Below are 14,943 nucleotides of genomic sequence, written 5' to 3'. Positions count from 1 at the left end.
CTACCGCAGACGGCCTGGAGGCCCCCGGAGGGGGACGAGGGGACGGCGGCGGGCGAAGCAGACGCGATAGCAAGGACAGCTATCGCGTCTAGGCAACGGGTTTAGTCGTCGGTTTCCGTTTTCTGTTGGGTGAGGACCCTTGGTTAGTGGCATCCGCTGTGGATGTTGCGCCGGGGCCAACAGAAAGGAGGAGCAATATGGCTCTCTCTGAAGATACACACCGACGGCGGCGGCGACGTCGGTTTTGGAGGAAACTCCGGAACCCTCGCACCGTGATGGTCATCCTTAGGGTGGCTATCTTCATCTACCGGCTTGTCCGGTGGTTGATGGCGATTTTCGGATCGCCCGGCTAATCGCCGCCCGCCTAATGTCTAAGCGGGAAAGGCAAACGGGATGAAACTATGATACATGAAGCACTAAGGTTGATCCGAGTGTTCCATGACTTGAAACAGGTCGAACTGGCGGAAAAACTCGGCGTCTCGAAGTCCCATATTTCGGAGATCGAAAAGGGTAACAAATCCCCCTCGCTCGATCTGATCCAGAGATATGCGACAGAGTTCAAAATTCCGGTTTCTTCTATCATGTTCTTTGCGGAAGAGCTGCCTAACGCCAAGTCTGGCGACAAAATCCGTTCAAAAATTGCACGCAAGGTCATCGACATTCTGCGTTTCGTTGAAAGGAAAGCAGATGCCGAAGACGCAGCCTAGAGAGGGTTACCAACTCAAGGATAGCCCGTTTTTCCGCCTCAGAAGCCGGAAGCAACTGGCCAAGCTTCTAAGAGTGTCCGCCGATACCTTGGACGAGATCAGCCACCGCAATGACCTCTACGTCCGCCGCTGGAAGCACAAGAAGCTAAAGGATGATGAAAAAGGCGCGTGGCTGAAACACCCTCCAACGCCGGAACAGGCGGAGAACTACCGCCCTATCGACATTCCCGACCCGAAGCTTAAAGCGATGCAAGGCCGCATTGGTGATCTTCTGGGGCGTGTCAAAGCCCCAGAGTTCCTTTTCAGCCCTGTAAAAGGACGCTCATACGTCGAAAACGCAGCGCACCACAAAGAGGCCAAGGCGTTCTGGCTACTGGACGTCGCGGACTACTTCCCAAGTTGTTCAGCCAACAACGTCGCCCGATTTTTCCATCGGGAGCTTGAATGCTCTCGGGACGTAACCGCCGTTTTGGTTCACGTCGTAACTCTGGGTGGATGCCTGCCCCAAGGCTCTCCTTGTAGCCCGATCCTAGCCTACTACAGCAACAGCCATATTTGGCTTGCCGTCGAAAAGCTGGTGAGGGCGAAAGGGTGTAAACTAAGCCTCTATGCAGACGATATAACGATTTCTGGCGACGTAGTGCCTAAAGCGCTGATCTGGGAGATCAAAAAGCTCATCTTCAGCAACGGGCTTCGATTGAAGGACGCGAAGGAAGTGAGTTTGATCAATGCTCCCGCCGATATAACAGGAGTTATTGTAAAGGATGGAGCTACCCATCTACCGAACCGTCAACTAAAACGGCTTGCCGAATTGAAGCAACAACGCGCGTTGATTAGAAATCCAAAGGTCCGGGAGCGAATCGAAAATCAAATCGCAGGGCGCATTTCTCAACGTAAACAAGTGGAAAACCCGAAGTTCTGACGGGCTCACAGCTAACCTTTGTTTGGCGGCTTTTGAAGGCCATTTAGGGCTGAGAGCTCTATTCCAACCGCTTCGCACGCTCAGCCACCCGCTGAACCATCGAGACAGTCGCACCGCCCGCCTGGCGTAGTCCAGCCCCGGCGATCTCAGCATTTGACCTCGTCCCAAACCGCGCCCGCGCCCGTGAGCCCTTGGTTCCGATCAAACCCTTGGCGAACCCACCAGGACTGGGAATGCTCGGCGTTCCGGCCATCATGAAGTTGCCTGAGATTGAGCGGACGATCAGCGGGGTGGCGATGATCATGCCGCCTGCGAGGAACATCATCATGAAGAAGGGCACCAGCGCGCCGATGTTGCTCGCGCCAGAGGGGTCTCCTAGTTCAGTCATGAGCGAGCGGGACATGCCAACGACCGTGGAAAACACCCCGGCGATCACGAGGGGGTAGAGAGCATAGGATACCGTGCTGGACAGCCAGCGATGGAAATAGTCCTTGCTGACATCAAACAGCGACAGTGCGATCATGATGGGGGCGATGCCGATCATGAAGGCCAGCATGATCTTGGCGAAGATCAGGACAAGGCCGCAGAGCGCGCCGATCACGCCGAGGAGGAAAGCGCCGATCGCGCCGATCAGGGCTCCGGCCATCCAATGCATGTTGTCACCGGCCGCGTTCAGATAGTCGCCGAATTCTTCGATGAGATCGTCGAAGGCCCCGGCGAAATAAGACGCACCCGCACCGCCGCCGCCAAGCCCCGCCACCATGCCGCCCGCAAGTTGGTCTAGCCCATCGATCAGGGCACTGGCCACAGCGTTGAATTGGACCCAATTCATCGCAAAGAGGGAGATCAACATGAGTTTGAGGGCGAACCAGAAGGCGGTCCGCCCATCCATGGATTTGTATTGAAACACCATGTTGAGGAAGACGCCGATCACAGCCAACGTCGAGGCTACGGCAATGACGCCGCCGAGCTGACCCGCGACGTTTCCAAAGGTGGTTTGGGCCGCGTCGTCCAGAAAGTTGTCGGTTGTCTCAACCATCCAGGTGACGACGCCCATCGGTTCCTCCTCGGTTGGATTTAGGTGGTGTCACCAGTGCGACGTTTCAGGAATGCCTTCAGGATGTGCTCACCGTCGAAATCCGGCACCACCGACACCAACTCCCAACCATCCTGACCAAGAGCTGTTAGCTGCGCTTCGATCTTCGGTGGCTTAGTTTTGGCGGTGTTGATCAGTTCAATCTTGTATTCAAACATGGGCTGTTTCCTTTGAATGGGCCGGATCAACCGGCAGGTAGAATTCGGTGATGCCGCGTGCGCCTTCATGGCGACCAGCCTGGATGATCACATCGATCGAGCGGGTGATGTAGTCGTTCATGTCCTGGTAGGTCATGGGTACGTCAGTTTTCAGGGCAGCGATGGCGAGGCGCTGCACGGCCAGCTGAGGGGTTTCAGCGTGGAGCGTGGTAAGAGAGCCGCCATGCCCGGTGTTGATGGCCTCAAGGAAGGTCATCGCCTCTTTGCCGCGTACTTCGCCTAGGACGATGCGGTCCGGTCGCATGCGGAGGGTGGAGGTCAGGAGGACATCGGCGCTGCGCGTGGCTTCGTCTCGGTCGGACATCAGCGTAACGATATTGGGCTGCGTCGGACGCAACTCGGCTGCCTCTTCGATCGTGATGATGCGCTCCTCGGCGGGAACGAAAGAGAGGATCTTGCGTGCCGTGACGGTCTTGCCGGTCGAGGTGCCACCGGACACGATCATGTTGAGCTTGTGCGTGACGCAGAACTTGATCGCGGCATCGATGTCGCCGGTGGCCACGACATCGCGCAGTTCGGAATTGCGCTTGCGTCGTGCGCCCTCGTTTCTGCGTTCTTTGCCAAAGAGATAGGAGAGCTTGATCTGTTCCAAAGGTAGGTCGGCGAAGAACCGCAGGGAGATCGCATAGCCGCCATCGACAGCCGGTGGCTGGATGACTTGCGCGCGGATCGGGCGGTCACGGTAGGTGATGCTGACCGATACGATGGGCTTGGTCCGGCTGAGCGTGGTGTTTGCGGCCGAAGCAATCTGATTGCCCAAATCTTTGATCTCATTCGCCGAGAGCTGTCGATTGACGTTCCGCATGAAGTGATCCCCCTGAAACTCGGCCCACAGCGTGCCGTCGGGGTTGATGCAAAGCTCGATCAGCTTGGGGTCACGCGCCTCGGGGATCTTGTCCATCGAGCTTTGCAGATAGCTGGCCGCCATGGTCAAAAAATCTCCAGATCGCGGTCGACCATCACGGTGACGCGGGCACCTTGATCGACATAGATCACGGGCGAGACGGAGAGATATTCGCCAATCACGCTTTGCGCGCTTTCCTGAAGGTCTTCGCCAATGCCCTCGAGCACATCCGAGGCAATCTCATCTTCGGTGTTCTGGGCCGCCACAGCGGGCAAGGCTCCGATCAGCGATATCAGAGCAGCGGAACCAAATCGTGTGCCAAAGCGACTGTCGACAAAGCCGGTTGTGCCGGACCGCCCCAATTCATCACCACCGAAGGCGCTGATTTCAACGGTCTGGTTGCTGGGCAGAATGATCCGGTCCCAGGCGATCGTCACGCGTTGCTGGGCGATATCGAGACCGGATTGATACCGCCCGATGAGGCGCGCGCCGCGCGGGATCAGGATCCGCGAGCCGTCATAGGCGTGGATATCTTCCGATACCATCGCGCGGACCTGACCGGCGAGCGAGCTGTCGATCGCTGTCTCCAGCACAGCTTGGATCATCGTGCCCTGAACGACCGTGTTTGACGGGTTTACAATCAACTGGGCCTGCGTCACCTCAGCGGGTTCAGCGCCATTGCGGACAAAGTCTGTGTCACCATCAAGCCGCCGCTGCTCGGCGGCGGTATCATTGTTGCCGCTTCCAGTGCCGCCAAAGGCGATAATTGGGCTGGCAATACGCGCTTGCAGTTCATCAAGCTCGGCTTGCCGCCGCCGCTCGAGTTCTTGGAGGCGCAGTTCTTCGGCCGTGGTGCCGGTTGGTGCGGGCGTGCGCGGGGTTTCCAGGCGCGCAAGCTCCAGATCGTTCTGCAGTCGCTGTATCTGACGTGCGCGTTCTTCCAACTCTTCGCGCAAGGCGGCTTGCGTAGCAGCGGCCTCACTGCGCAGGGCATCGATCTCTGCACCCAAGGTCTCCAATGCTTCAGTGTTGACGGCTGGGACTTCAGGTGCGGGTGCGTTGCGCAGGGCTTCGAGCTCGGTGCGCATGGCGTCCATTTGCGCGCGCAGCTCTTCTGTGTCGCTGGCCGGTTCCGGCTCCGGCGGTGGTGATGTCTCTATCGGTGCAGGGGTTGGCTCAAGGTCGCCAAACCCCGGACCGGCCGCTTGGAATTCATCTGGGGACGCGGTTTCCAGGCTATCGGGATCAGAGCCGCCAGAGAACAACAGCAATAGACCGCCAAGGGCGGCGATTGCCCCAATGCCCAGGGCGATAACGAAAAATGACGGTCGAGGTTTTCGGTTTTGTGGTTTTCCTTCAAGCGCTTCGAGGCGCTTCTTAAGCTCGGCGGTTTCACTCATCTTGGTTTGCCTCGCTCATCTCTTGAACGCAGATCTCGTCCTCGCCGAGTCGGAGAACCCATCGATCGCTGACACCTGACACACGGATCACGCCATCAGGTCGGGCCAGAGCATTCACGCTGCGCTCATTGCCGTTTGACCAACGAAAGATCGCAGGCAGCGGCGCGTTCGCGGCAAAGCGGAAATAAGTGAAGGTGCCGTCGTCCCAAATCTCGCGCGGAGTGATTTCGGACCGCGCGCTGACGCCGTAAGCGTGGTTTGCAGGTTGGTTTGTTGCCACACGCGATTGCCGAGGGGCCGCCTCGGGATAGGTGAATCGAATGACATAGAAGGTCGGCGAGTTCGCCTCGGTCACATTGAAATAGTAACTGCGCCGGTTGGTGTAGACGGTGATGTTGGTATGCGCGCCGCGCGAGACGGGCTTGATCGCAAAAGCTTGGCCACCGGGCACACCGTCCAAAAGGAAGCCCTCGGTATCGCCTGCGATAATCGAGCGGATCGTTTCGCCTTGGCCAAACTCGATGCTGGTCACATGGGTCAGGCTGGTGCGGATGCGGTAGACCTGTCCATCCTGATAGGTGGCCAGCCGGACGCGGGCATCATAGGGGCCTTGGCGCGGCTGGGTTTCTGCATAGGCGGTGCCAGCAAGCGAAATTAGGAAGGCGAGGATCAGGAACAGGCGGGGCATGGGTTACTCCAGACGATCCGAGCGGATCGCGTATTCGGTGACAGTGAAGCCGAAGGGGTTCTGCCAGACATCATCGATCGACCGGCTATTCTGAGGCCGAAACTCAAACATCAAAGTTGCGGTGAAGAGCCCGTTTTGACTGCCGCGCGGCGAATTGAGCCGCTTGCGCAGGCGCACCTGTGCACGATTGGCGCTGATATGGTTGATCGAGAGCACCTCGACATCGAGCCGCGCATCTGTGCCGTAGCTGTCCGGCGGATAGGCCTCATGGCCGCTGGTCCAGAGCGCGCGCAGACCAGCGGCGGCCGCGCCGTCCGACTGGTCCAGGACCCGCCGCACCCGCACGTCATTGTCGAGCTGATTGTATGTCTCTCGATCAATCACATAGCGATAGACCTGTGCCTCGATTATAGCGGGGCGTTCCGTGAGTGAGACCGCTTCAACCATGGCATTGGGGAGGGCCATGCCGGTTTCGCTATCAAAGGGCACGATCATGGGCGGCGGGTCCGCGTCGAGCAGGGCCACGAGGGCGGCGGCGAGGCAACCTGCCATGCCAAACGCCATGCCTGTCAGCCCCAGCTTCTGCCACATAAGCTCGCGTCGTCGTGCGCCGTAGACGAGCTCTTCTTCGATGATTTCTGCCTCACTGCTCATGGGGTCAATCCGCGCGCAGGTCTGGCAAGGTGAAGTTCATGTAGCGGCGCTCTTCGGCCAGCGTGGCGGCATCCACCACGCCAGATTGGCCAGCGCCGACCGTTTGAATGGCTTCGAGCTCCCACATGCGCGTCATGGCAATCGCAAGCTCAGCCGTGACACGGGTGTTGTGGTCCACCGCTTCTTTGAGCGTTTCCATGTCTGGGATCAGCGAAACAAGCTGCTCGACCCGCTCAAGAGATTGCGCGGCCTCGTCGTAGCTGTTCTCAGCGGCTGCAGACATGACAGCCCCGGTGCCTGCCTGACTGGCGATACGTTCGGCCCCTGGGTTGCCGCTGCTGGCCATGTCGGACAGGCTGTCTTGGTCAAAGCCTGCATCCTCTAAGGCTTGCGTCATACGGCCCTCCATCTGTGGGGCTGCATTGCCGATGAGGCCGCTGAAATCGCCGCTCTGGATTTGCCGGATGGTACCAAGGAGATCGCCGAATTCTTGGTCCAAAAGCCCATCGAGGTCACCGCCCATAGCCATTTCGATAATATCCGTCGCGCCGGTCAGGGCTGCGTAGGTCTCGTTGAGCGTGTCGAGTTGCTGCTGCACGAGATCGAGTTGTTCGAGAAGCGTGTCGAGCTGGTCGGTCTGGATCCCGAAATCCTCCAGCATTTGCTGTAGCTGGCGAATTTCCTGCGCGATGTTGCGCGTGTCGACCGTGGGGACACCTTGGGCAAATAGGGGTGAGGCAACCAGCAAAGCGCAGGTGGCAACGGTAGAAAGAAAGCGGATCATCGGAGTGCCTCCAAATCGAATTGCATGAAGTCTTGTTCGCGGGCTTGCGCGGCCGCCATGGCCAGTTCTGCCGCGCTAAGCGGGCGGGTATGGGCGGCCTTGAGGCGCGTGCGGATGGCGATCAGGCGAGCGAGTTCGGCCCGCGCATAGGTGTTAAGCGACATGGCCGCGTGAATGTCATCTGTCTCACCAATGCGGGTGATGATGTCCTGCACCCGAAGCGCGGTCGCTTGCACGGAGACCAAGGAATAATCGCCGTAGACCCCTGCGCCGAAAGAGGTGAGGCTCATGGTGGAGTTGGCGAGCAAAACTGGATCAATGGTGCCAAGCGCGTCGACGCCGCCCACGCGGGCAAGGTAGAGATTATAACGCTCGGGGATGACTTGAACGTAGTGCTGGGTTTCGGCAAAGGGCGGCACGCCGCCGTAGCGCTGCACGTTGCCAGGACCGGCATTGTAGGCCGCCAATCCGTGAATGATGTTGCCATCAAACATGGCCAGCATCTGCGCCAGATAGCGCGCGCCGCCGGTGACCTGGATGTAGGGATTTTCATAATAGGCTGGGTAAATCCCGAGATCCTGCGCCGTACCGGGCATGATCTGGGTCAGGCCGAATGCACCAACAGGCGAGCGCGCGCCGATGGTGAAGCGGCTTTCTTGCCAGATCAGCGCCTGCAACAGACAGCGCCACTGTTTGGGCGATAGGCCCGCTGCGCGCACGCCGGACATATGGTGCGTTTCTTGGGCGGCACGAATGATCAGCTGTTCAATCGAACCGGAGGCATCGCCGAACATCTGGGCTGCGCCGGGGTTTGGGTCGGCTGAACCGTAAAGCGTCTCTGCAGCGCTTTCAGGTGATGACCCAGCTTCCAAGCTCGCGACCAGCGCGCCGGAATTTCCGCTGGCCAACGTCGTGGCATCGAGGATGTCTTCCAGCGCCTGGAGTTGTTCTTGCTCGAGCGCTTCAAGCTCGTCCTCTTTGGTCAACCGATCCCGCTGCAGCGCCAGATCTTGTTCTCCCTGCTGCAGCACGCGCTCGCGCTGCAAGAACATTCCCGCATCAAACGTGGGCACACCTTGGGCAAAGGCCATTGGCGCGGCGAACCACACCAAGCCCGCAAGGATATGCAGGCTGTACTTACTCACTGAGACCACCAATCGGCCCGAGCAGCTCAAAGTTGCAGTTGCTGCGGCTGACCTCGGCAAAGGACTTGAAGCATTCGGTTTCGGACGGCCGGTATTCTGCGCAGGCTGTCAGGGTCAAAAGGGCGAGGGTCAGCACGCAAAGTCTACGCATCAATCTGTCTCCAAAAGTCTGGGTTTTGGCGGTAATCCGCGCCCACCAGCGCTTCGCCTTTTTCCATGCCGCCAAGGATCGTGAGGTAAGAGCCAAGCGCGCTTAGATCGGCATCGATAACCACCGAGCCTTGATCATCACGCACCAGCGCCAGACGGGAATTGCTGCCCGTGCCGAGCAATACGCTGAGCTCTTTTTCAGTGAGGCGCAACATTGTGTAGTCACTGGCCGAGGCGCGAATGTTGGGAAGCAAAAGCTGCGTCGGCACGGCCTCGACAATCGTTTTGCCGGTGCGGGTCTTTTCAAGCTGGCTTGCGTATTGGGTCATCATCACGACGACCGCGTTCTGTTTGCGTGCTGTGACCAGCCAATTGCTGAGCCGGTCCGCAAAATAGGGATTATCCAGCGCTTTCCAGGCTTCATCAATGATGATCAGTGTCGGTTTGCGATCCTCGATCACGCGCTCCACCCGCCGAAACAGATAGGACAGAACCGCCATGCGCTCTTTCTCGCTTTCGCTGTCGAGAATGCCAGTCAGGTCGAACCCGACCACATCACCATCGAGCGAGAAGGTATCCTCAGAGCTTTGCCCGAAAATCCAACCGTAGCGGCCATCAGCGGTCCATTCCTGAATCCGTTCGAACAGATCCCCTTCATCCGCCCCGGCGACAAAGAGCGAGGCCAGATCCTGCCAGTTGCGTAGCGCGGCATCGCTGGCTCCGGCGTTCTGGCGCACCACTTCTTGGATGCGGTTGATCTGAACCGGGCTCAGGGGCTTGTCGGCGCGATGTAAGAGCGTGGCCAGCCAATCAGAAAGCCAGGCTTGGCCGCGCCCGTCGATCTCGGTACGCAGCGGGTTGAGACCGGTTGCTTCACCCGCCTTGATGGCGCTGTAGCGGCCGCCATTCGCGCGCACAGCCATTTCCATGCCAGCGCGATAGTCGAAAACAAAGACGCGCGCGTCGCAGCGCCGGGCTTGTGTCATCAAAAAGGCTGACAAGACCGACTTGCCAGAGCCCGGGCGGCCAAGGATCAATGTATGCCCGCCGGTCGGTTCTTTGTCCGGTTGACCTGTCTCATGGTAGTTAAAGAGAAAGCCCGAGCGTTCAGGCGTTGGAAACAGGGTGATCGGCTTGCCCCATGGGACTCTGTGTCCGGGTTTGCCCAGTTGACCGCGATGCAGTGCTGCGAGGTCGGCAAAGTTCGTGTTCGTGATGGCGGCCTTGCGGCTGCGCATTTGTCCATTGCCCGGATGCTGCGCGAAAAAATGTGTCCGAGCCGCAAAGCTCTCATTCACCAGATTGACCCCTTCACTGGCCGCGATATTGCGCACCTCGGAAGCGATGGCTTCCAGCTTTTCCTCGGTCTCGGCGAAAACCGTTACCGTCATGTGATGATCGCCAAAGCTGAGGCGCTTGGATTCAAGATCGTCCAGCGCGTCGACCAGTTCTTCCGCAAGGGATATCGCGCCATCATCGCTTGCTTTCATCAAGCGCTGTTGCCGTTTGATCCGGCTGGCCATGATGTTGCTGTTGATCGGCGTGAAGGAATGCGTGACGACCATGTCGACCGGCAAATTCAGCTCATCGAACATGGTGCAGTTGGTTTTGGCCGGATAGGTCTTGATCGCAAAGTTCGTGCCAAACCGCTTGCCCGCCGTCCCATCGTCCAACGTAAAGCCTCGCCCCTGAAACGTGACGCGGGTGTTGGCTACATCTTCGGCAATGACGCCAAAGCGGGATTTTGCGAAAAGCGGGCGCTCTTGGCCGATGTTGAGCGCCCCGAGGAACCCGAGCAGTTCGCCGCTCTCAGCCCCAAGCAGGCGCGGATTCATCTCGGCAAAGGACGATAGCAGAAACCCGACGACCTCCTCGAGCTTGCGCAGCTGCTTGGCCGTCTGGTCTTTCATCTGTGCGATTGAGTCTGCACGTTTCAGACGCAGCCGCGCGCCGAGGGGAGGGCGTTTTAGCACCGTGAGCGTGAGCGTCTTGTCCCGCAGCCCTGCCTGCGCCATGGCCAGCTGCCAGCGGGTGTCCAGCGCTTGCGCAAACCCTTCCTCGCGAACCGGTGGCAAGGCCGTCTCGATCGCTTTTGAAACCTTGTGCACATAGAAACTGTACTCTGACCCGATCTGCGCGATGATCGCAGCAAAGAGCGCGCGGATCCTCTCCAAATGCGCGTCATCGCTGGTCATGCTGTTGACGCCATCAAGGCGGATGCACTGGAACAGCGCATTGCCGCGCGTGCGGATCGTCACGTCATTCACGAGGTTGACATAGGGAAGCATGCTGGCCATCGGGCGCTCTTTGCGCGCCCAGTCTGGTAGTGTCGCAAGATCATCCGAGGTGTTATGCAGCATAGCTGTCCCCCGAATGGATCTTGCGATTTGGCGTCGGGGGCGTTTCCTGCAGGGCGGTGACCATCACCTCAAGAAAGGCCGGATCCCAGTCAGCGGCTTTCCACAGAGCAGGATAGGCCAGAGCGGCGATGATGATCACCGGCCAGCTCTGCACCCAGAGAAACAGCAACACAAACCCGAAGAGCCAAACCATTGCATACATGATTGGTAAGCCGATGAGCTTTGGCGGCCGGACCAGGCCCAGGAAGAGGCGGGTTTGCGTTGCCATGCCGGATTTATGCGCCCCAGATGGCGGTCACGATGGTCGGCGCAGCTGCGATGCCTGCGATAGCGACCAGCACCCAAAGAGCCTGGCGGAAGTCCAGAATGCCAAAGAGCCAGGAGAGGAACACGCCAATCAGGGCCAGGGTGCCGATCACAATGCCCAAGGGGCCGGTGATCGTGTCGACAATGCCTTGAAGAAGGTTCTGCACCGGGGAGAGATCGATGCTCTGTGCAAGGGCCGGGTTGGCAATCATCAAACTGGCCAGAGCCAGCGACAGGATCGTGCGGAGTTGTGTGTGCATCAGGAGGCTCCAGTCAGTCGGTCACGCACGGCCATGACCCGGCGCACGTGATTTTGGGTTTCTCGGTAGGGAGGGATGCCGCCATGGCGCGTGACCGCGTCTGGTCCCGCGTTATAGGCAGCGAGCGCGAGTTCGGGCGTGCCGAACTGCGCCAGCATCATCAGAAGGTAGCGGGCTGAGCCGTCGAGGTTGGCCTGCCAGTCATGCGGATCCACGCCGAGCTGCGCGGCCGTCGCGGGCATCAGCTGTCCAAGGCCAATCGCGCCTGCGGAACTGCGCGCATTTGGGCGATAGGCGCTTTCGATCTCGATATTGGCTTGGAACAGCGCCTGCCATTCGGAAACGGAGAGGCCAGCACGGCGCAGCGCGGGGTGCCCACCATAACGATGCGCCGTGCTTTCAATGGCTGACAGGACTTCGGGGCGGGGAACGGCGCGGGCGGGTGCAGGAGGCGGAACTTCAGGCTCAGGCGCTGCAAAAACGATCAGCTCTGGCGGGTTTTCACCAATCCCGTCGACATAGCTTTGCGCAAAACCTGATTGGGGGGATTTGGTCTCCAGCTGGCCATCGGCTCGCATGGAAAGCACGAAGCCTTCGGAATAGGCCGGGGCAGCTAGGAATGCTGCGAAGACGGCAAGTGGCTTAGCCCGCGTCGTCCAACTTGTGAGAGGCGATCTTGCCTTCGAACATGGGGATCGAGACGATCGAAACACCAAGCCCGGCGAGGAAGCTGGATAAGCCGTTGATTGTCTTAAACTCTCGGGCCGCCATGTTGTTACGCGCGGTGACGAGCAGGCGACGCGTCTCGCCATCTGGCGAGACGCAATGCACGGTCCAAACTCCGGACCACTGAGCACCTGTACGTTTGGGCGTAACCCGGCACACAACATCCGCCGAATGACCCTCGGCAAGTAGTGTGCGCAGCCCGTCTTCACTGACAACATTAGGGGCGTCTTGCATCAAATTCATAGGATCGAGCCTTGCAGAATTGTGCATTGGCCCGGCAGTCCCTCATGGACTACCGAACCGATACAATATTATAATCTTGCAATCAATAGGTGCAATTTGAGTTGTTGCGCCCTTCATGCGTTGAACCAAATTTACTGCAACGGAGTGGCTGAGCCAAGATAATATGGGGCTTTTGAAACAAACATGGGCGGCTCTGGCTGTTTTGAGTTGGGAGTCATCTCTCAACCTGTAAACAATTGTACATGATTCAAAATTCTTTTCAGTTTTTTGCTCAAAGGCCTGTCGGTACAAATCATCGCTACAAACAAGGCGAATTTTGGCTTGGAGCGTTTCTCCGCCCCTGTTTCGCCGATGACAAGGAGGAAAGAAATGTTCAAGATTTCAACGGGACTCGGGTGTGTATTTGCTGCGGCAATTACCGCCTCGGCGGCCCAGGCAAACGAATGCGGTGAAGTATCTATCATGCAAGGCGACTGGGGGTCTGCGCAGATCGTCACAGCGGTTGCGAAGTTCCTGATGGAGGAAGGCTACGGGTGCGACGTTACCGCAATGCCGCTCTCGAGTAACCCTGCGCTGGCATCCGTATCCGAGACCGGGGAGCCCGATATTCTGACTGAAATCTGGACAAACGGCGCGCCGGCTTACCAAGGGCTGGTTGACTCAGGTGCGATCATTCCGGTGACCGAAGTTCTATCTGATGGCGGTGTCGAAGGGTTCTTTGTTCCGAACTACCTTGTGGAGGAACATCCGGAACTGGCAACAATTGAAGGCATCGCAGCCAACCCCGAACTCGTCGGAAATCGCTTTCACAACTGCCCCGAGGGATGGACTTGTCTGAATGTCAGCACCAACCTGATGAAGGCAGGCGGGCTGATTGATGCAGGCATTGAAAACTTCGTGCATGGATCAGGCGAAACCCTTGCGGCTTCGATCGCTGCCGCCTACGAAAACCAAGAGCCGTGGTTTGGCTTTTATTGGGCACCGACATCGGTACTGGGCAAATACCCGATGACCCTGGTCGATATGGGCCCCCATGACCCTGACAAGCACGCCTGCAACATCACAGCGGAATGCGAGACGCCAGCAATGAGCGCCTTCCCTCGTAGTGAAGTGGTTACAGTTCTTTCCAAGGAATTCATGGCCGAAAACGCAGCAGTGTCTGACCTGATGACAAATCTGTCCTTCACCAACGCACAGATGGGCGAAACGCTGGCATGGGTTGAAGACAACAATGCCTCCTACGATGAAGGCGCGGTGCATTTCCTAACAACCTACAAGGATGTCTGGGGGGCGTGGCTTAACGATGCTGCGCGCGACAAACTTTCCGCATTGCTGCAGTAAACTGCACGGACGGGGGCATCCTCAGCGATGCCCCTAACGCACTGAAGTAGATCGGAAAGTGGGATAAATGGCCTTCTATGACAACTTATTCAGCGCATTGGGTCTGAGCGAATGGTGTGGAACGTCAGACGACAAAGCGCCTCTTTCGCTGGCGGACCTTGCGGCGCAAGCAGGAGGAGAAGAGGCCTCTGGGCCACTCATTCCAATTCCCTCGTTTGATAATCTGCATGAAAGCTGCAACCGCATATGGCAGTCGCGCGATGTAACCAACGGGATCGAAGAAGGGTTTCTGGCAGCCAAACCGGCTCTAAAAACTGTTCTGGACCCGATCACACAGCCACTGAGCTGGATGTTGGATGGCGCACTTTGGCTGTTTGAAGCGATGCCATGGTTCATCATGGTCCCGCTTCTGGTGGCGATCTCCTGGTACGCCTCGCGTTCGCGCCCTGTGACGATCTTCGTCGCCGTCTCGATTATGCTGCTGGCCGTCGTAGACCACTACGATGTGGCGATGCAGACCCTGTCGATAATTTTTGTATGTACGACGATATCGGTGCTGTTCGGTGTGCCCATTGGAATTGCCATGTCGAAATCCGACCGATTGCAAAAAAGCGTCGTTCCGTTACTCGACCTGCTGCAGACCCTGCCGACCTTCGTGTACCTGATCCCTCTGATTTTCTTGTTCTCGGTCACGGAATCGAAACTGTACGGGATTGCGATCATCCTTTACGCGATTGTCCCGGTGATCCGCCTGACCGATCTGGGCATCCGCCTTGTAGATCAGGACGTGATCGAAGCGGCCAATGCCTTTGGCATGAATGACCGCCAGAAACTGATGCGAGTACAATTGCCGCTGGCGCTACCGAACATCATGGCCGGGATCAACCAGACCATCATGATGAGCCTTGCCATGGTCGTGATCGCCTCTCTTGTTTCGGCCCCTGGCCTTGGCGTGAACGTGTTGCGCGGTATTCGAAACCTTGAACTGGGTGTGGGCATCGTCGCTGGCATCGGCATTGTTCTGCTGGCCGTGATCCTTGACCGCGTGTCCAAGGCAGCTCTCACACGAGTCGATAAGACCCAAGTCAAACATTAAGGA

18 protein-coding genes are annotated in these 14,943 nt (G+C 58.2%); 4 read left to right on the top strand and 14 right to left on the bottom strand.

The annotated features are described in order from the left end of the window. Positions 1-401 precede the first annotated feature (401 nt). Both ACR0J2_RS04995 and ACR0J2_RS04990 read left to right on the top strand, forming a co-directional pair. The gene (locus ACR0J2_RS04995) at positions 402-707 is read left to right on the top strand and encodes a helix-turn-helix transcriptional regulator (protein WP_480811840.1); all 306 of its coding nucleotides are present in this window, start codon (positions 402-404) and stop codon (positions 705-707) included. Continuing rightward, a complete protein-coding gene (locus ACR0J2_RS04990; protein ID WP_480811839.1) occupies positions 688-1,629 on the top strand; it encodes a reverse transcriptase family protein in 942 nt (313 codons plus the stop codon). Before ACR0J2_RS04995 ends, ACR0J2_RS04990 begins: the two co-directional genes overlap by 20 nt. Positions 1,630-1,687: 58 nt before the next feature. Here ACR0J2_RS04990 and ACR0J2_RS04985 read toward each other — a convergent pair whose 3' ends face one another. The 14 genes from ACR0J2_RS04985 to ACR0J2_RS04920 form a co-directional block, all read right to left on the bottom strand. Continuing rightward, positions 1,688-2,686, bottom strand: a complete 999-nt coding sequence (locus ACR0J2_RS04985) for a TrbL/VirB6 family protein (protein ID WP_480811838.1) — start codon at positions 2,684-2,686, stop codon at positions 1,688-1,690. A gap of 20 nt (positions 2,687-2,706) precedes the next feature. Beyond that, positions 2,707-2,883 (bottom strand): DUF4177 domain-containing protein, encoded by a 177-nt coding sequence (locus ACR0J2_RS04980; RefSeq protein ID WP_480811837.1) that lies wholly within the window; start codon positions 2,881-2,883, stop codon positions 2,707-2,709. Continuing rightward, on the bottom strand, positions 2,876-3,871 hold the full coding sequence (locus ACR0J2_RS04975; protein WP_480811836.1) for an ATPase, T2SS/T4P/T4SS family: 996 nt from the start codon (positions 3,869-3,871) through the stop codon (positions 2,876-2,878). Before ACR0J2_RS04975 ends, ACR0J2_RS04980 begins: the two co-directional genes overlap by 8 nt. Positions 3,872-3,873: 2 nt before the next feature. Further along, entirely contained in the window at positions 3,874-5,187 is a 1,314-nt protein-coding gene (locus ACR0J2_RS04970; protein WP_480811835.1) for a TraB/TrbI/VirB10 family type IV secretion system protein, read from the bottom strand. Beyond that, positions 5,180-5,875, bottom strand: coding sequence for a TrbG/VirB9 family P-type conjugative transfer protein (locus ACR0J2_RS04965; RefSeq protein ID WP_480811834.1), 696 nt, complete (start codon positions 5,873-5,875; stop codon positions 5,180-5,182). The genes ACR0J2_RS04970 and ACR0J2_RS04965 overlap by 8 nt, the downstream gene beginning before the upstream one ends. A gap of 3 nt (positions 5,876-5,878) precedes the next feature. Continuing rightward, positions 5,879-6,529 (bottom strand): VirB8 family type IV secretion system protein, encoded by a 651-nt coding sequence (locus tag ACR0J2_RS04960; protein WP_480811833.1) that lies wholly within the window; start codon positions 6,527-6,529, stop codon positions 5,879-5,881. A 4-nt stretch (positions 6,530-6,533) separates the two neighbouring features. Then, on the bottom strand, positions 6,534-7,313 hold the full coding sequence (locus ACR0J2_RS04955; protein ID WP_480811832.1) for a type IV secretion system protein: 780 nt from the start codon (positions 7,311-7,313) through the stop codon (positions 6,534-6,536). Continuing rightward, entirely contained in the window at positions 7,310-8,404 is a 1,095-nt protein-coding gene (locus ACR0J2_RS04950; protein WP_480812032.1) for a lytic transglycosylase domain-containing protein, read from the bottom strand. Before ACR0J2_RS04950 ends, ACR0J2_RS04955 begins: the two co-directional genes overlap by 4 nt. A gap of 46 nt (positions 8,405-8,450) precedes the next feature. Further along, the gene (locus ACR0J2_RS04945) at positions 8,451-8,609 is read right to left on the bottom strand and encodes a hypothetical protein (protein ID WP_480811831.1); all 159 of its coding nucleotides are present in this window, start codon (positions 8,607-8,609) and stop codon (positions 8,451-8,453) included. Continuing rightward, positions 8,602-10,968: a VirB4 family type IV secretion/conjugal transfer ATPase gene (locus tag ACR0J2_RS04940; RefSeq protein WP_480811830.1), complete on the bottom strand. Its 2,367-nt coding sequence runs from the start codon at positions 10,966-10,968 to the stop codon at positions 8,602-8,604. Before ACR0J2_RS04940 ends, ACR0J2_RS04945 begins: the two co-directional genes overlap by 8 nt. After that, positions 10,958-11,236, bottom strand: a complete 279-nt coding sequence (locus tag ACR0J2_RS04935; protein ID WP_480811829.1) for a VirB3 family type IV secretion system protein — start codon at positions 11,234-11,236, stop codon at positions 10,958-10,960. Before ACR0J2_RS04935 ends, ACR0J2_RS04940 begins: the two co-directional genes overlap by 11 nt. Positions 11,237-11,243: 7 nt before the next feature. Beyond that, positions 11,244-11,534 carry a TrbC/VirB2 family protein gene (locus ACR0J2_RS04930; protein WP_058260734.1) on the bottom strand — a complete coding sequence of 97 codons (291 nt, stop codon included), beginning with the start codon at positions 11,532-11,534 and terminating at the stop codon, positions 11,244-11,246. Next, entirely contained in the window at positions 11,534-12,112 is a 579-nt protein-coding gene (locus ACR0J2_RS04925; RefSeq protein ID WP_480811828.1) for a lytic transglycosylase domain-containing protein, read from the bottom strand. Before ACR0J2_RS04925 ends, ACR0J2_RS04930 begins: the two co-directional genes overlap by 1 nt. Before the next feature lie 64 nt (positions 12,113-12,176). Beyond that, a complete protein-coding gene (locus ACR0J2_RS04920; protein WP_226892621.1) occupies positions 12,177-12,494 on the bottom strand; it encodes a hypothetical protein in 318 nt (105 codons plus the stop codon). Positions 12,495-12,872: 378 nt separating this feature from the next. Here ACR0J2_RS04920 and ACR0J2_RS04915 point away from each other — a divergent pair, with 378 nt between their 5' ends. Both ACR0J2_RS04915 and ACR0J2_RS04910 read left to right on the top strand, forming a co-directional pair. Further along, a complete protein-coding gene (locus tag ACR0J2_RS04915) occupies positions 12,873-13,844 on the top strand; it encodes an ABC transporter substrate-binding protein (RefSeq protein ID WP_480811827.1) in 972 nt (323 codons plus the stop codon). Between the two features lie 67 nt (positions 13,845-13,911). After that, positions 13,912-14,940 (top strand): ABC transporter permease, encoded by a 1,029-nt coding sequence (locus tag ACR0J2_RS04910; protein ID WP_480811826.1) that lies wholly within the window; start codon positions 13,912-13,914, stop codon positions 14,938-14,940. Positions 14,941-14,943: the final 3 nt, after the last annotated feature.

This window comes from Ruegeria sp. CG4, assembly GCF_056537185.1.
Note: the sequence above shows the minus strand (reverse complement) of the source record. Positions and strands in the feature narration are given on the sequence as shown.

Bases quoted from the DNA above. Each gene is read 5' to 3' on its own strand.
- ACR0J2_RS04995 (WP_480811840.1), top strand. From the start codon at position 402: ATGATACATGAAGCACTAAGGTTGATCCGAGTGTTCCATGACTTGAAA.
- ACR0J2_RS04990 (WP_480811839.1), top strand. From the start codon at position 688: ATGCCGAAGACGCAGCCTAGAGAGGGTTACCAACTCAAGGATAGCCCG.
- ACR0J2_RS04985 (WP_480811838.1), bottom strand. From the start codon at position 2,686: ATGGGCGTCGTCACCTGGATGGTTGAGACAACCGACAACTTTCTGGAC.
- ACR0J2_RS04980 (WP_480811837.1), bottom strand. From the start codon at position 2,883: ATGTTTGAATACAAGATTGAACTGATCAACACCGCCAAAACTAAGCCA.
- ACR0J2_RS04975 (WP_480811836.1), bottom strand. From the start codon at position 3,871: ATGGCGGCCAGCTATCTGCAAAGCTCGATGGACAAGATCCCCGAGGCG.
- ACR0J2_RS04970 (WP_480811835.1), bottom strand. From the start codon at position 5,187: ATGAGTGAAACCGCCGAGCTTAAGAAGCGCCTCGAAGCGCTTGAAGGA.
- ACR0J2_RS04965 (WP_480811834.1), bottom strand. From the start codon at position 5,875: ATGCCCCGCCTGTTCCTGATCCTCGCCTTCCTAATTTCGCTTGCTGGC.
- ACR0J2_RS04960 (WP_480811833.1), bottom strand. From the start codon at position 6,529: ATGAGCAGTGAGGCAGAAATCATCGAAGAAGAGCTCGTCTACGGCGCA.
- ACR0J2_RS04955 (WP_480811832.1), bottom strand. From the start codon at position 7,313: ATGATCCGCTTTCTTTCTACCGTTGCCACCTGCGCTTTGCTGGTTGCC.
- ACR0J2_RS04950 (WP_480812032.1), bottom strand. From the start codon at position 8,404: ATGGCCTTTGCCCAAGGTGTGCCCACGTTTGATGCGGGAATGTTCTTG.
- ACR0J2_RS04945 (WP_480811831.1), bottom strand. From the start codon at position 8,609: ATGCGTAGACTTTGCGTGCTGACCCTCGCCCTTTTGACCCTGACAGCC.
- ACR0J2_RS04940 (WP_480811830.1), bottom strand. From the start codon at position 10,968: ATGCTGCATAACACCTCGGATGATCTTGCGACACTACCAGACTGGGCG.
- ACR0J2_RS04935 (WP_480811829.1), bottom strand. From the start codon at position 11,236: ATGGCAACGCAAACCCGCCTCTTCCTGGGCCTGGTCCGGCCGCCAAAG.
- ACR0J2_RS04930 (WP_058260734.1), bottom strand. From the start codon at position 11,534: ATGCACACACAACTCCGCACGATCCTGTCGCTGGCTCTGGCCAGTTTG.
- ACR0J2_RS04925 (WP_480811828.1), bottom strand. From the start codon at position 12,112: ATGCGAGCCGATGGCCAGCTGGAGACCAAATCCCCCCAATCAGGTTTT.
- ACR0J2_RS04920 (WP_226892621.1), bottom strand. From the start codon at position 12,494: ATGCAAGACGCCCCTAATGTTGTCAGTGAAGACGGGCTGCGCACACTA.
- ACR0J2_RS04915 (WP_480811827.1), top strand. From the start codon at position 12,873: ATGTTCAAGATTTCAACGGGACTCGGGTGTGTATTTGCTGCGGCAATT.
- ACR0J2_RS04910 (WP_480811826.1), top strand. From the start codon at position 13,912: ATGGCCTTCTATGACAACTTATTCAGCGCATTGGGTCTGAGCGAATGG.